Source organism: Schaalia sp. 19OD2882, assembly GCF_018986735.1.
GTDB lineage: Bacteria > Actinomycetota > Actinomycetes > Actinomycetales > Actinomycetaceae > Pauljensenia.
The window spans coordinates 610,432-626,439 of record NZ_CP065521.1; the positions used below are offsets into that span (position 1 = coordinate 610,432).

Here is a 16,008-nt window from a genome sequence, read left to right on the forward strand (position 1 = left end):
CGGAGAGTGCACGTGCGCAGGATCGGATTCGACCGCCGGAAGTACCTCGAGTTGCAGGCGCAGCACATCGCACAGCGCCGCACCCAGTTCGGCGGAAAGCTCTACCTGGAGTTCGGCGGCAAACTGGTCGACGACATGCACGCCTCCAGGGTGCTGCCCGGATTCACCCCCGACAACAAGGTCGTCATGCTGGCCGAACTGGCCGACGAGGTCGAGATCATCGTCGCCGTCAACGCCCGCGACTTCCAGAGGCGCAAGGTCCGCGCCGACCTGGGGACCTCCTACGAGGACGAGGTCCTGCGCCACATCGACGCCTTCCGGGACCGTGGCCTGCTGGTCGGCAGCGTGGTCATCACCCAGTGGGCGGACGACAACCGCGAAGCCAAGTCCGTCAAACGCAAGTTCGAACGCCTGGGCATCCGCGTCCACCGCCACTACCCGATCCCCGGATACCCCAATGACGTGGCACGCATTGTCTCCGACCAGGGTTACGGGCGCAACGACTACATCGAGACCAGCAGGGACCTGATCGTCGTCACCGCTCCGGGTCCCGGCTCGGGCAAGATGGCGACCTGCCTGTCGCAGATGTACCACGACCACAAGCGAGGAATCCGCTCCGGCTACGCCAAGTGGGAGACCTTCCCCATCTGGAACCTGCCGTTGGACCACCCCGTCAACGTCGCCTACGAAGCCGCCACCGCCGACCTGGACGACGTCAACATGATCGACCCCTTCCACCTGGCCGCCCATGGCGAGCAGACGGTGAACTACAACCGCGACGTCGAGATCTTCCCGGTGCTGTCCCGGCTGTTCACCGAGATTCTCGGCGAATCCCCCTACCAGAGTCCCACCGACATGGGCGTGAACATGGCGGGACTGTCCATCTGCGACGACGAGGCCTGCCGTGAGGCTTCGAAACAAGAAGTCATCCGTCGCTATTACCGGGCGCTGGTCCAGGAGAAGAAGGAGCTTGCCGAGCCCACACAGTCCGAACGCATCGCCCTGCTCATGACCTCCCTGGGCATCACGGTGGAGGACCGGCCCACGGTGGTGCCCTGCAGGAAACTGGCCAAGTCGACCAAGGCCCCGGCCTCGGCAATCGAATTGGCGGACGGGCGCATCATCACCGGCAAGACCTCGGCCCTGCTGGGCAACTCCTCGTCCATGCTGCTCAACGCCCTCAAGGTCGTCGCAGGCATCGACCCGGAGGTCAACCTGTTGGCGCCCGAATCGATCGAACCCATCCAGCGCCTCAAGACGACCCACCTGGGTTCGAAGAACCCGCGCCTGCACTCCGACGAGGTGCTCATCGCTTTGGCGGTGTCGGCCAACGGCGACGCGAACGCCCGCAAGGCCCTGGAGTCGCTGGGAGAGCTGCGTGGGTGCGATGTGCACGCCTCGACGATCCTGGGTTCGGTGGACGAGGGGATCTTCCGCTCCCTGGGCATCCAGGTGACTTCCGAGCCGGTGTACGCCACCAAGGGCCTGTACAAGAAGCGTTGACTGCGCGGTTCAGGGAGTTCTCCGCCGGCCGACCCGGAGGAAACCGAAATCCGTCGATCATGATCGGCACCCGGAGGTGTGGGCGCCCGGCGCTAGGGTTGTCCTGATGAACGAGGACTTCACTGCGCTGCCCGACCTCGGCCTGCCCGTGTGGGACGAGGACGGGTACGTGCCCGCCGACGCGCCCGCCTTCGACGAGGACGAGGGCGTCTCCGACACCCTGCCCGTGCTCGACGAAACCGCCTACGGCCTGCCCGGGGCCACCTCGGCGCGCAGCGAGGCCCCGCCCTCATCCCACGGACACCACCCGCACGGGGGACGAGCCGCCGGAGCGGATCCGGAGGACCTGCTCAAGGGGCTCAACGACCGACAACGTGAGGCCGTCATCCACCAAGGAGCACCTCTGCTCATCATGGCCGGCGCAGGATCGGGAAAGACCCGCGTCCTGACCCACCGCATCGCCCACCTGCTGGCCACCGGGCGTGCCCGCGCGGGCCAGATCCTGGCAATCACCTTCACCAACAAGGCCGCCGCCGAGATGCGCGAGAGAGTCGCAGCGCTGGTCGGCCCCAATGCCGGCCGCATGTGGGTGTCGACCTTCCACAGCGCCTGCGTGCGCATCCTGCGAAGTGAACACCGGGCGGCCGGCCTGACCAGCACCTTCACCATCTACGACGCGCAGGACTCGCAGCGCCTGATCCAGATGGTCCTCAAGGCCGCCGACGTCGACGTCAAACGATTCAGCGTCAAACTGGTCGCCGCGCGCATCTCGGACCTCAAGAACGAACTGGTGGGCCCTGCCCAGTACGCGGACTGCGCCCCGAACGACCCCGTGTCGAAGGTCGTGGCCTCCGCCTACGTCGAATACCAGAAGCGCCTCTGGCAGGCCAACGCCCTGGACTTCGACGACCTCATCATGCGCACCGTGCAGCTGCTGCAGGACAACCCCGCCGTGGCCGAGCACTACCACCGGCGATTCCGTCACGTCCTGGTCGACGAGTACCAGGACACGAACCACGCCCAGTACGTGCTGGTCAGGCAGCTTGTCGGCACCGGGGCTGACGGGGTGGCCCCGGCCGAACTGACCGTCGTGGGCGACTCCGACCAGTCCATCTACGCCTTCCGCGGCGCCACCATCCGAAACATCGAGGAATTCGAACGCGACTTCACCGGAGCACGCACCATCCTGCTGGAACAGAACTACCGCTCCACCCAGAACATCCTGTCCGCCGCCAATGCCGTCATCGCCCGCAACGAGGGGCGCCGCCCGAAGAACCTGTGGACCGCCTCCGGCGACGGGGCACTGATCGTCATGGACGCCGCCGACTCCGACAGGGACGAGGCGCGTTTCGTCGTCTCCGAGATCGACCGCCTGGCCGCACACGACTCCGACTGGGGTGACATCGCCGTCTTCTACCGGACCAACTCCCAGTCGCGCGCACTTGAAGAACTGCTGGTCCGCCAAGGCATCCCCTACCGGGTGGTGGGGGGCACACGCTTCTACGAGAGGCGTGAGATCAAGGACGCACTGGCCTACCTGCAGGCCGTCTCCAACCCCGACGACACGGTGGCCCTGCGCCGCATCCTCAACGTCCCGCGCCGCGGCATCGGCGCTAAGGCGGAACAAGCCCTGGTGGCCCACGCCGACAGTCACGGGATCTCCTTCGGGCAGGCGCTGCGGCACGTGTGGATCGCACAGGGGCGTCCGCTCGGCGAAGGCATCAGTGACGCCACCGGCGAGCAGGTGCAACCGCGCCCTGGCGAGAACGAGGAGGAAGGTACCGCCTTCGAGGTCCTGGGGCTTTCACCCCGGGCGCAAAAGTCCGTCGCCGCCTTCTGGGGCCTGCTGGAGGTCTGCCGCACACTGGACCAAGGCGGGGGAGCGGCAGCCGACGTCCTCGAAGAGATCCTCGACCGCACCGGCTACCTCGCGGAGCTGCGACGCAGCGAGGACCCGCAGGACGCCTCCCGGGTGGAGAACCTCGCCGAACTCCACACCGTCGCCAAGGACTTCGTCACCGCAGCACCGGAGTCGACCCTGGTGGACTTCCTCGAACGCGTCGCCCTGGTGGCCGACTCCGACCAGGTGCCCGCCGAGGACGCACGCAGCGGACAAGTGACCCTCATGACCGTGCACACCGCCAAGGGCCTTGAGTTCCCCACGGTATTCGTCACCGGCATGGAGGACGGCACCTTCCCCCACCAGCGCAGCCTTGGCCAGGCCAGCGAACTGGCCGAGGAGCGCCGCCTGGCGTATGTCGCCATCACGCGCGCCCGCCAGCGTCTCTACCTCACGCGGGCCGCGCTGCGCAGCGCATGGGGAACCCCGGTGGAGATGCCACCTTCGCGCTTCCTCGACGACATCCCCGTAGAACTGGTGGAGGTCCGGCGCGAAGCCACCGCCATGGACCGCGCGCGCGCCGGCCACGGCTACTCCGGGGGACACGGCAGTTCCTACGGCCGCGGATCGTCGAGTGGGGCCGGTGGGTGGAGTGTGCGCTCCACCGGACGCGACCCCTGGGGGGAGGAAGACACCGGTGCCGTCATCGGCGCCGGCACCGGCAGGCGCACCGGCAGCACGTCCATGAAGTCGGGTTTCGGTCTGGCGCCGCGAGCCTCCGAGGTGAACAAGGCGGCAGTTTCGCCCTTGACTTCGCCTTCCTCCCCGAAGGGAAATGGCGCCGACGGCACAGGGGCTGGCGCTGCCGGCGGAGGATCCTCCACTGGCGAGGCAGGTGAGGGTCTTCTGTCCTTGGCGCCCGGCGACCGTGTCCTGCACCGGACCCTGGGCCAAGGAACCGTCCTGGGGGTCGAGGGCGGCGGACCCCGGATGGTCGTCAAGGTCGCCTTCTCCGCAGGCGAGAAGCGCTTGCTGGTGCGCATGGCACCAATGGAGAAGATCTGAGGGGGCGTCTCGGGGCGCGAGGCGGGGCGCCCTGCGTGAAACGCCCCTGCCCGGAACCGGGACGAACGGCCCATCGGGGCGGTAGCCTGACTCTGGATGTCTCGACGTCGAGCAGTTCTGCGTGACGTCGCCGAACCCAGAACGACCCATGAAGGGACACGAGGTGGACCTCTACGAGTACCAGGCACGGGAAATGTTCTCCCAGCACGGCGTTCCTGTCCTTCCCGGCATCTGCGCCACCACCGTCGACGAGGCCGAAAAGGCCGCAGCCGAGCTGCTCGCCGCAACGGATCTGCTGGTCGTCAAGGCGCAGGTCAAGACCGGTGGCCGCGGAAAGGCCGGCGGCGTCAAACTGGCCCGGACCCCCGCCGAGGCTCGCGAGAAGGCCGAGGCGATCCTCGGCATGGACATCAAGGGGCACACGGTCCACACCATCCTCATTGCCGCCGGCGCCGAAATCGCCGAGGAATACTACTTCTCGATCCTCCTGGACCGCGCCAACCGCCAGCACTTGGCCATGTGTTCCAAGGAAGGCGGCATGGACATCGAGACGCTCGCCGTCGAACGCCCCGAGGCCCTGGTCAAGTACGGCCTCGACCCGGACGTCGGCATCGACCACGACGTCGCGCTGACCATCCTGGACCAGGCGGCATTCGACACCGACCTGGCTGGACGCATCGCCCCCGTCCTCGTCCTCCTGTGGGAAACCTACCGGGACGAGGACGCCACCTTGGTCGAAGTCAACCCGCTGGTCACCACCGACACGGGCGACGTCCTTGCCCTGGACGGCAAGATCTCCCTGGACGACAACGCGCGCTTCCGGCACAGCGCGCATGAGACCCTGGTCGACACCCGCACCGAGGACCCGCGCGAGGCCATGGCCAAAGCCGCAGGTCTGAACTATGTGCGCCTGGAAGGGCAGGTCGGAATCATCGGCAACGGCGCCGGACTGGTCATGTCCACCCTGGACGTCGTCGCCCTGAGCGGACAGGACCTGGGCGTCAAACCCGCCAACTTCCTGGACATCGGAGGCGGCGCCTCGGCCGAGGTCATGGCCAAGGGCCTGGAGATCATCCTCGGCGACGACCAGGTCACCTGCTGCTTCGTCAACGTCTTCGGCGGCATCACCGCATGCGACCAGGTGGCAAAAGGTGTGGTCGGCGCCCTCGAAACCCTGGGGGAGGCGGCCACGAAGCCGCTGGTCGTGCGCCTCGACGGCAACAAGGTCGAGGAAGGTCGCGCCATCCTGGCCGCAGCCGCCCACCCGCTGGTCCACATGTCCGACACCATGGACGGCGCCGCGCGCCTCGCCGCCGAACTGGCCGCCAAGTGACCCGCGACAAGGAACAGGAGAACTGACATGTCGATCTTCCTCAACGCCGACTCGCGCGTCATCGTCCAGGGCATGACCGGGTCCGAGGGCGTCAAGCACACCACCCGCATGCTCTCCGCCGGCACGAAGGTGGTCGCCGGCGTCAACCCGCGCAAGGCCGGAACCTCCGTCACCTTCCAGGTGGAGGGCTACGGTCCGGCCGCCGACCGTGTGGTCAATGGCCCCGTCGAGGTGCCCGTCCACGGCACGGTGGCCGAGGCGCGCGCCGCCACCGGCGCCAATGTCTCCGTCATCTTCGTCCCACCGGCCTTCGCCAAGGACGCGGCACTGGAGGCCATCGAGGCCGGGATCGAATTGGTCGTCGTCATCACTGAAGGCATTCCCGTGGCCGACTCGACGGCAGTGGTCGCCCGAGCCCTGGCCAAGGGCACTCGCCTGATCGGCCCGAACTGCCCGGGCATCATCAGCCCCGGCCAGTCCAACGTGGGCATCACTCCGGCCGACATCACCGGCCCGGGCCGAATCGGACTGGTGTCCAAGTCGGGCACACTCACCTACCAGATGATGTTCGAGCTGCGTGACATCGGCTTCACCACCTGCATCGGCATCGGGGGCGACCCGGTCGTCGGCACCACGCACATCGATGCCCTGGAGGCCTTCGAGAAGGACCCCGACACCGACCTGGTCGTCATGATCGGCGAGATCGGCGGCGATGCCGAGGAGCGCGCAGCCAAGTGGATCAGCGAGAACATGACCAAACCGGTCGTCGGATACGTCGCAGGCTTCACTGCTCCTGAAGGCAGGACCATGGGGCATGCGGGCGCGATCGTGTCAGGCTCGGCGGGCACGGCTTCCGCCAAGGCCGAAGCCTTGGAGGCTGTCGGTGTGCGCGTGGGCCGGACCCCTTCGCAGACCGCGCTGTTGGCGCGCGAGGAGCTGGCCAAGTTGGGTTGACGCCTGTGAGACGGCCCCCACGGGTCGATGGCCTGTACCCCTTGCCCGGGGCGTGGCCCTGGTTGTGGGACACTGTGGGGCGCACAGGGGCGGACACCGCCCCCGCGCACTCACCCTGCGGCCGACAATCAGCGAGCTGCCCAGAACGAGAAGAGGCGACCATGACCACCTACCCGTCAATGCCGCAGTCCGACACCACGAAGATCCAGGTGATGCCCAGCTTCTGCATCGGAGACCGGATCGCTGACGCCCTGGAGACCTACCGTGCCCTGTTCACGGACTCGCGCGTCGAAGGGATCCTCCAGCCGGACCCGGCGGGAGCGATCGTCGCCGCTGACCTCACGATCCACGGAAGCACCCTCAACCTTCTCGACGGCGGAGGATCCCTTCGCCCGACCGGCGCCCTCAGCCTGCTCACCAATTTCGACCCGGGCGTGCTGCCGGGTGCCGACGAGTACCTGCGCAGTGTCTGGCAAGGGCTGTCGGATGGGGGAGAAGTGCTCATGCCGCTCCAGGCCTACCCGCACTCGCCCCTGTACGGCTGGGTCAAGGACCGTTTCGGTGTTCATTGGCAGCTCATGCTCACCGATCCGGCGGGTGAACCGCGCCCGTTCCTCACTCCGAGCCTCATGTTCGACCGCCTCGAGACCGCCACCGCACTGCGCGCCAGGGCCGATCATGCCCAGGTCTTCGCCGGTGTCGCCCCGGAGATGACCGGGTTGGGGCATGCGGCGCCCTACCCCGGGCAGGGGAGTCGGGCCGGAGTGGCCGGAGTCGGTGGTGAGCGCGAGGTCGGCGCTGTGGGCGCCGAACCGGGTCCGGACGTGCGGGTCATGTTCTCCGAGGCCCTGCTCGGGGGAACCCACGTGGCCTACATGGACACGGGTGTGGAGCTGGACATGCCGTTGAACATGGGCTCGTCAATGCTGGTCAAGGCAGTGGGGCAGGAACAGGTCGACCATGTGTGGACCATGAGCGCCGACCCGGACACGGAGGTCTGTGGATGGATGCAGGACGGTTTCGGACTCAGCTGGCAGGTCGCTCCGAACAACATCCATGAACTGCTTCAGGCGCCCGGAGCCATGGCGCGCATGCAACAGATGAAGAAAATCGACATCGCGGCCCTGGCTGAACTCGCCTGATGCTTCCCGTGGGGTCGTGCATGGGGAACTGGCAGGCACTCAGGGAGCGGCCGGGCGGTGCGGGGGCGGGCAGCCGGCCGGTTCGTCAGGTGCTTTGACGGCGGTTGGGGTGGTCGGTCCTCGCCGGCCACCCCAACCGTTGCCCGCCGCCGGGCTCAGCCCATCAGCACCTTCGTGGTCAACGGCGTGCGATTGCCGAAGCGGTGGTTGGTGATCGACACGGCCTGCTCATGGACGAAGGGCAGGATCTCGACCCGACCGGCATTCGTCACCGGTGAGTCCCACACGGCCACGTCGATCGAGCCCTCGACCGCGCGACGCACTGCGTCCCCGTCCTCGCCAATGACCCTGATCCGCTCGTCCAACCCCTTGGCCGAGGCCTTGAGACCGGCGTGGAACTGCTCGGCCGACTCCTGACGGATGACCACTCCCATGCCGCGCAGAGTCGCATCGACCGCGCCCGGCAACGGATTGGCCGTCGACACCGTCAGTGTCGCCTCCGTCACCCCGCCGCCGGGGATCGAGCGCAGCGCCCCGGTGCCCGAACCCACGAAGGATCCGGTTGCAAGGCCGGCCGAGATCACCCGCAGGACCTGCCCGAGCTCGGCGTCGGCCCCAGCGCGGATCGTCACCGCGGTGGGTACGTAGCGCAGCAGGTTCCGCTCGACCGGAATGGCGCTCGGATCGTGCAAGACGTCGAACTCCTGGGCGCATGCGCGCTCGTCGGCCGCTGCCGCTGCTCTGAGCGAGGCCATCGCATCGCCCGACAGCGTCGCAGCAGCCGCATCCAACAGCGCCTTGAGCTGCGGCTTCGACACCGTCACCGGCTCGGAGGTCGACAGGGGCGCCGAGGTGACCTCGCCGAAGCCCAACAGGTAGTTCGGACCACCCGCCTTCGCACCCTCGCCGACGACAGAACGCTTCCACCCGCCGAAGGGCTGGCGACGCACGATCGCGCCGGTGATTCCCCGGTTGATGTAGACGTTGCCGGCCTGGACCTTCTCCAACCACAGGTTGATCTCGTCCGGGTCCAGTGAATGCAGGCCGGCCGTCAACCCGTAGTCGGTCATGTTCTGGGCGGCGATCGCCTCTTCCAATGTGTCGACCCTCATGACGCCCAGGATTGGACCGAAGTACTCCACCAGGTGGTACTCGGAGCCGACCTGCACACCGGATCGGATGCCGGGGCTCCACAGTCGCTGCGTGTCGTCCAAGGGCTTGGGCTGCAGCTCCCACTTCTGGCCCGCCTCCAATGAGGTCAGACCCTTGAACAGCTTGTCTCCCGGCGGGGTCGACAGGGGGCCCATCTGCGCCGACAGGTCATCCGCCCACGCGACATGAAGTGAACGCACCGCGTCCAACAGCTGGTCGTGGACCCGACGCGAGAAACCGACCGACCCCACCAGGATCACGTAGGAGCAGGCCGAGCACTTCTGGCCCGCGTGCCCGAATGCGGAGTACACGACGTCCTTGACCGCCAGGTCCAGGTCCGCCGAAGGCGTGATGACAATGGCGTTCTTGCCGGAGGTCTCCGCCATGATGCGCAGCGTCGGGTCCCAGGAACGGAAGAGCTCGGCGGTCTCCGCGCCGCCCGTGAGGACCACACGGCCCACCTTCGGATGGGTGACCAGCTGCTTGCCCAGTGAACGCTCTCCCACGCTGACCAGCGCCAGGACCTCCTTGGGCACACCGGCCGCCCACAGGCACTCGGCCACCAGGGCGCCGCAGCGCTTGGCCACGGACGCCGGCTTGAGAATCACGCCGGAGCCGGCCGCCAAGGCGGCCAGCACGCCTCCGGCAGGAATCGCAATGGGGAAGTTCCACGGCGGAGTCACCAGGGTCACTCGAACCGCAGTGAACTCGGCGCCGTCCAGCTTCTCCAGGGCAAGCGCCTGCTCTGCGTAGTAGTGGGCGAAGTCGATGGCCTCGGAAACCTCCACATCCGCCTGGTCCAGCGACTTGCCCAGCTCCGAGCCCGCCACCTCGATGAGGTCCGCGCGGCGTCGGCCCATCTCCACGCCGGCCCGGTGCAGGATCTCGGCCCGCTCGCCGGCAGGCAGGGCCGCCCACGCCTCGGCGGCCTCGTGAACCGTGTCGACGACCTTGACCAGCGCCGACTTCGTGGAGACGGTCGCCTTCGTGATCGAGTCCACCCCCAACGTGGACGTCGGGATCCGCGCGGCGATGGCGCCGGCCCACGCTCGGTTGGCGGGCAAGGAGGGGTCGGAGTCGGCGGTGTTGTCGAAGCGCCAGTGGCCGCCCCGGTCCTTGAGCGGGGCGGCAAGGTCCTCCGGCGTCTCGGCGCTCCGGTCCTGGAGACGGTTCGGGCCCACGCGTGAGAACCCCTCACTGCGCATCTGGTCGACCGCATCGAGGAAACGCTGCTTCTCCTTGTCGAAGGAGGCGGGGTTGGTGCCGATGTCGAAGATGGACGCCATGAAGTTTTCGTCCGCGGCGTTCTCCTCCAGGCGGCGCACCAGGTAGGCGATGGCCACGTCGTACTCCTCCGGGTTGACCACGGGAACGTAGAGCAGCAGGTTGCCCACGTCCTCGCGCACGGCTGCAGCCTGCTGGGTGGCCATGCCGGAGAGCATCTCGATCTCGACGCCCTCGCGCACCCCGCGCTCGCCCGCCAGCTCCCAGGCGGCGGCCACGGTGAACAGGTTGTGCCCGGCGACGCCCAGGCGCACGTTTTCCACGCGCTGGGGAGTCATCGCCCAGTCGAGCATGCGCACGTAGTTGGCGTCGGTGGCCTGCTTGGACTCCCACGTGGTCATCGGCCAGCCGTGCATCAAGGCGTCCACGCGCTCCATCGCCAGGTTCGCTCCCTTGACCACGCGAACCTTGATGCGCTGGCCACCTCGGGCTCGGCGGGCGGCGGCCCATTCCTGAAGATCCTTCATGGCGTCCAGCGCGTCCGGCAGGTAGGTCTGCAAGACGATGCCGGCTTCCAGGCCGAGCAGCTCGTCGCGATCAAGAATCCGCTTGAAGACGTCGATGGTCAGGTGCAGGTCTCGGTACTCCTCCATGTCCAGGTTGATGAACTTGTTCCCGGCGGCGGCTGCGTACTGGTACAGGGGAAGCAGCTGGTTGACGGCGTGTTCGACGACCTGCTCGTACCCCCAGGGGTTGTGGGGGCCGGTGACGGCCGAAACCTTCAGCGAGACGTAGTCGATGTCGGGGCGTTCGAGCAGCCGGCGGGTGTCGGCCAGGCGCTTGGCGGCCTCGGTGTCGCCCAGGACGGCCTCGCCCAGCAGGTTGACGTTCAGGCGTGCGCCGTCGGCCTTGAGTCGGGAGATGGCGGGCCCCAGTTTGGCGTCGGTGACATCCACCACGAGGTCGCCGACCAGGCGCGCGAAGACCTTGCGGGCCACCGGGACGGTGAGTTTGGGGGCGAATCGGCTGGCCTTGCCTCCGACGAGGGCGGGCGTGCGCAGGAACCAGGGCAGGAACCTCGGGTTGAGGTCGCCGATCTCGGTGAGGTGGCGTCCGGCCACGTCGACGTCCTCGGGGCGCACCACGCCGTCGACGAAGGAGACGGTGTAGTCGAGGCCTCCCTCGTCGTCGAGGACGCCGGCCAGGAGCTTCGCCGCAGGGTCGATGGGGAACTTGTTGGAGGCCTCCGCCCACCTGCTGGCGGTGGCCACGGCGCGGTCGACGACGGCCTGGAAGTCCGTGGGGGTGGTGGGGGAGGGGTCGCTCGTGGCGGAGGTGGTCATTGTGACTTTCCCTTCGTTTCGGCTCCGGAGGATTTGTGGTGCGGCAGGTCGTGCGTGTGTGGGCCTGTCGATGGGTCGTGTCGGGCACCCGGCCCGATGGGTGGTGGACCGGGTGCCCGGGGGCGGGGGTCAGATGCCCTTGGTCTGGGCGACTGTCTGGTCGAACTCGGCGTCGATGTCCGGGTTCGGAGTGTAGGTTGCCTTGGAGACCCCGTAGGCAACTGCGAGGTTGAGGAGGAATCCGGGGACGATTTCGTACAGGTCGAAGATACCTGCCGGTCCGCCGGAAATGTTGCCCCAGATGCCGACCACCACGGCGCCGGCGACCATGCCGCAGATGGCGCCTTGGGCGGTGAGTTTGCGCCAGTACAGGGCCAGGATGACGATCGGGCCGAAGGAAGCGCCGAAGCCCGCCCATGCGAAGGCCACCAGGCCCAGGATCGAATCCGAGCGTGGCCACGCCAGTGCGGCGGCGATCACCGAGATGACACCGACGGCGATGCGTCCTGCCAGGACGCCGTCAGCGCCGGAGAGCGTGCGCTTGGAGAAGATGCGGTAGATGTCCTCGACCAGTGCGGAGGAGACCACCAGCAGCTGGCTGGAGATGGTCGACATGATGGCCGCCAGGATGGCGGCGAGCATGAAGCCCGCGATGAGGGGGTGGAAGAGGAATTGTCCCAGGGCGATGAAGACGCCTTCGGGGTTGGCCAGCTTGGCATTGTCGTGCTGGTAGACGGCCACGCCGACGAAGGCCGTCATTCCGGCACCGATGACGGACAGCAACATCCAGCCGATTCCGATGCGCCGGCCCTGCTTGGCCTCTGCGGTGGAGCGCAGGGCCATGAAGCGGACGATGATGTGGGGTTGTCCGAAGTAGCCGAGCCCCCATGCCACGGCGGAGACGATGCCGAGGACTGCCGCCCAGGACAGGGCCGCTTCTCCGTGGGTGAGGGAGAGCAGCGCGGGGTCGACCGTGTTGACCGCTTCGATGAGGTTGCCGAATCCACCGACGTGCATGATGCCGACGATGGGCACCAGGATCAGGGCCATCAGCATCATGACCCCCTGGACCACGTCGGTCCATGAGACGGCCAGGAAGCCTCCGACCAGGGTGTACAGGACGGTGGTGCCGGCGATGAGGACCATGCCGACGTGGTAGTCCATGCCGAAGGAGGCTTCGAAGAAGGAGCCGCCCGCCACCATGCCGGAGGAGACGTAGAAGGTGAAGAAGACGGTGATGACCAGGCCGGCGACGATGCGCACGACATTGGAGGTGTCGCGCAGGCGCGAGCCCAGGAACGAGGGCACGGTGATCGCATTGGAGGCGATCTGCGAGTAGGCGCGCAGGCGGGGGGCCGTGTACTTCCAGTTGAGCCAGGCGCCCACCGTCAGGCCGACGGCGATCCATCCTTCGATGAGTCCTGTGGCGTACAGGGCGCCGGGAAGGCCCATGAGAAGCCATCCGGACATGTCGGCGGCTCCGGCGGACAGCGCGGCGACCCCGGGGCCAAGGTCACGCCCGCCGAGCATGTAGTCGTCCAGGCTCTTCGTGCGGTTGTAGGCGAAGAGGCCGATCATGACCATGGCGACGAGGTAGATGATCATCGCGATGGCCTGGAAAGTCAGGTCTGACATGTGGGTTCCTTGGCTGGGGCACCACGGGGGCGCAGTGTCGGTGGGGGAAGGGACGTTCTCTGTCAGGGTGGCGCGCACATTCGTGAAGGCCACGCTCGGAAGTGTGGAGGGCAGCAGCGCCATCCAGTGGCGACGCTATCACCTAGGACCATGGTCACACATGCATTCACAAGTCCCAACTTCTCCCCGCCAGATTCGTCGGTCGTTCCGCCAGATTCGTCCGTCGGCCCGTCCACACTGGGGCGGGATGTGTCGAGTTCGGACACGGGCCCGTCGACTTCCACGAGACGGGGGCGCGGCATGGCTCCGGGCGAGAGCGGCCCGGGTGAGGGAGGATGAGCACGATGACTGAGCCCCGCACCACCGCCAGACCCGACCCGCCCGCCGACACAGGCACCACCCGGGCGGCGTCGCCCTCTTCCACGACAGTCGTGGAGGAAGGGCCCACCCGACGCCGGACCGTGCGTCTGGGACTGCCCGACGGGTGGGGGCGCGGCATCCTCTCCGGCGTCGAGGCCGCTCTCATCGGCTGGGGCCTGGCGGTCGTGCCGACATTGCTCGCCTACCTGTCGGTGGTGTCGAACCCGTGGCTGAGTTCGACCACCTGGGACCAGGCGCTGCGGGCGGGAACAGATGTGTGGGTGAGCATGCTCGGCGGCTCATTCGACGTGGGCAGCGCCTCGTACCGGGTGGTCCCCACCCTGGGCAGCGTGGTCGTCCTGTTGATCCTGCGGGCGCTGCTGGCCGCCGGTCGACGATTCTCGACCGCATCCCACTGGTTCGCCATCCCCGGATTCACCGTCACCGCGCTGGGCCTGGCGGCAGCCCTGTCCGAACACGCCACCTGGTGGACCGGCGCACCGGGCGCCTTGGTCATGTCCGCGGTGGCGGTCGTGTGGGCCATCGGCTCCCACACGGCCTCCCCACCCCTGCATGAGCGTGTGCCCGAATGGCTGGCCTCGGGAGGCCGGCGCGCACTGGCCGTCATCCTCTCTGCGGCGGCGCTGGGCGCCGCCACAGCAGGTGTGGCCGTGTGGACGGGGTGGCAGCGCATCGTCGACATCCACGAACTGCTGCTCACCTCCACCCAGTTGGAGACCGTCATGAGCATCATCGCCCAGGTCTTCCTGGCGCCGAGCGCCGCTGCATGGGCCTTGTCGTGGCTGGCCGGGCCAGGTTTCCTGCTCGGGACGGACGCGTGGCACGGCCTGACCGCGGCGCCCGTCGCGCCGATCCCCGTCGTCCCACTGCTCGGAGCGGTGCCGGCGGTGGCGCCCGGATGGGCCCTCGTCCTGGTGCCGCTCCTGCTGGGCATCCTCATTGGTGTGTTCGCCCGCCTGCGCACGCTGGCCGAGGACGTCCTGGACGAGGTGCGCGCCTGGATGTTGGCGGTGGTGCTGGTCTGGCCGGCAATGTGGGTGTGGGCAGCCACCACGACCATCTCCCTGGGTGGGGGTCGCCTGTCGCTGATGGGCCCGGACCCGGTCCACTTCGCCACGGCCGTCACCGTCGAGGTCGCAGTGACCGCCGCGCTGGTCACACTTGCCTCGCACCCGTGGACCGTCGAGACGGTGGGCGAGTGGATCGCAGGGTGGCGTTCGGGTACCGGCCTGCGTCACCTGGACGAGGGCGACTGGGATGACGAGGGCGGGGCCGTGTGGGCCGACCAAGGTGAAACGGCTTGGGGTGGTCAGGGCGATGCGGCCCGGATCGACGAGGAAGGAACACCGCGACCAATGAGCGACGGAGGACGCCCGACTCCGCTGGCGCCTCGCCCAGGAACGGGTGGCGACACCACAAGCGGCGCCGAAGTGGACACCGGCGCCGCCACCGCCAAACGCCGCTTCCCACGCCTACGTGCCATGGCTCTTGACGCTGAACCATCGGCCACCCCGCCCGAGACCGCCTCCAAGGAGGTTCCGTGACCACACAGACGACCCGGCAGGGCGGCCAGGACGGCGTGAACACCGAGACCCACGTGCCGCCCCTCGGGCCAGGAGCGCGCCTGGTGGTCCTGGTCTCCGGTGCGGGCTCGAACATGCGTGACCTGGTGGCGGCAAGCGGCGATCCGGCGTGGGGAGCCGCCGTGGTCGCCGTCGGTGCCGACAGGCCGTGTCCCGGCATCGACTGGGCGCAGGAGCACGGCATCGACACCTTCGTCCACCCGCTGGAGCGGGGCGCGGACCGGCACGTGTGGGACCGCGAGTTGGCAGACCTTGTCGCCCGGCACAACCCCGACCTGGTCGTGTGCGCCGGCTACCTCAAGCTGCTGGGACCGGCGATGCTCAGGGCCTTCCCGGGGCGCATCCTCAACACCCACAATTCACTGCTGCCCGCATTCCCCGGAGTGCGCGCCCCTGCCGAGGCCGTCGACGCCGGGGTGAAGGTCGCCGGTGCCACCTTGTTCGTCGTCGACGAGGGCGTCGACACCGGCGTGATCCTGGCCCAGTGTGTCGTCCCGGTCATGTACGACGACGACGCGGCCACACTGCTGGAACGCATCAAGGTCGCTGAACGCGCGCAGTTGGTCGACACGGTCGGCGCGATGGTGCGCGGCGGATGGTCGATCCGGGGAAGGCGCTCGCGGGTGGGAAAGGGTCGGGGTGCCCGCTGACCCGGGGCACTCGCGTTCCGCTCGCCGTGGGGGTGCTCCGCAGAAGTCGGGTTTGCGTGCGCCTGCCCCGCCCTCGTTCCCGAAATCGGGCGACTAGACTGGGCGACGGTCGCAACTGGCGAGGGTGGTCACCACCGGGGAGCGGCCGGATCAGGCCCCCGTGGCGTCGCCCGCCTGGGCGCCGGGGCACGGAACGCATCCAC

At 68.2% G+C, this 16,008-nt stretch carries 9 protein-coding genes; 7 read left to right on the plus strand and 2 right to left on the minus strand.

Going from position 1 to position 16,008, the window contains the following annotated elements; genetic code table 11:
- The first annotated feature begins 12 nt into the window (after nucleotides 1–12).
- The 5 genes from I6B53_RS02630 to I6B53_RS02650 all read left to right on the plus strand — a co-directional run bounded on the left by I6B53_RS02630 (nucleotide 13) and on the right by I6B53_RS02650 (nucleotide 7,837).
- Nucleotides 13–1,503, plus strand: coding sequence for a DUF1846 domain-containing protein (locus I6B53_RS02630; RefSeq protein WP_216764719.1), 1,491 nt, complete (start codon nucleotides 13–15; stop codon nucleotides 1,501–1,503).
- Between the two features lie 106 nt (nucleotides 1,504–1,609).
- Nucleotides 1,610–4,408, plus strand: a complete 2,799-nt coding sequence (locus tag I6B53_RS02635; RefSeq protein WP_216764720.1) for an ATP-dependent helicase — start codon at nucleotides 1,610–1,612, stop codon at nucleotides 4,406–4,408.
- 163 nt (nucleotides 4,409–4,571) lie between these two features.
- Nucleotides 4,572–5,741, plus strand: a complete 1,170-nt coding sequence (gene sucC, locus I6B53_RS02640) for an ADP-forming succinate--CoA ligase subunit beta (RefSeq protein WP_216765302.1) — start codon at nucleotides 4,572–4,574, stop codon at nucleotides 5,739–5,741.
- Nucleotides 5,742–5,768: 27 nt separating this feature from the next.
- Nucleotides 5,769–6,695 carry a succinate--CoA ligase subunit alpha gene (gene sucD, locus I6B53_RS02645; protein ID WP_216764721.1) on the plus strand — a complete coding sequence of 309 codons (927 nt, stop codon included), beginning with the start codon at nucleotides 5,769–5,771 and terminating at the stop codon, nucleotides 6,693–6,695.
- A 161-nt stretch (nucleotides 6,696–6,856) separates the two neighbouring features.
- Nucleotides 6,857–7,837, plus strand: coding sequence for a VOC family protein (locus tag I6B53_RS02650; protein ID WP_216764722.1), 981 nt, complete (start codon nucleotides 6,857–6,859; stop codon nucleotides 7,835–7,837).
- 155 nt (nucleotides 7,838–7,992) lie between these two features.
- Here I6B53_RS02650 and I6B53_RS02655 read toward each other — a convergent pair whose 3' ends face one another.
- Nucleotides 7,993–11,556 (minus strand): bifunctional proline dehydrogenase/L-glutamate gamma-semialdehyde dehydrogenase, encoded by a 3,564-nt coding sequence (locus tag I6B53_RS02655; protein ID WP_216764723.1) that lies wholly within the window; start codon nucleotides 11,554–11,556, stop codon nucleotides 7,993–7,995.
- A 129-nt stretch (nucleotides 11,557–11,685) separates the two neighbouring features.
- A complete protein-coding gene (gene putP / locus I6B53_RS02660; RefSeq protein WP_216764724.1) occupies nucleotides 11,686–13,191 on the minus strand; it encodes a sodium/proline symporter PutP in 1,506 nt (501 codons plus the stop codon).
- 344 nt (nucleotides 13,192–13,535) lie between these two features.
- Here putP and I6B53_RS02665 point away from each other — a divergent pair, with 344 nt between their 5' ends.
- Nucleotides 13,536–15,116, plus strand: a complete 1,581-nt coding sequence (locus I6B53_RS02665) for a DUF6350 family protein (RefSeq protein WP_216764725.1) — start codon at nucleotides 13,536–13,538, stop codon at nucleotides 15,114–15,116.
- The gene (gene purN / locus I6B53_RS02670; protein ID WP_253953946.1) at nucleotides 15,113–15,805 is read left to right on the plus strand and encodes a phosphoribosylglycinamide formyltransferase; all 693 of its coding nucleotides are present in this window, start codon (nucleotides 15,113–15,115) and stop codon (nucleotides 15,803–15,805) included. Before I6B53_RS02665 ends, purN begins: the two co-directional genes overlap by 4 nt.
- Nucleotides 15,806–16,008: the final 203 nt, after the last annotated feature.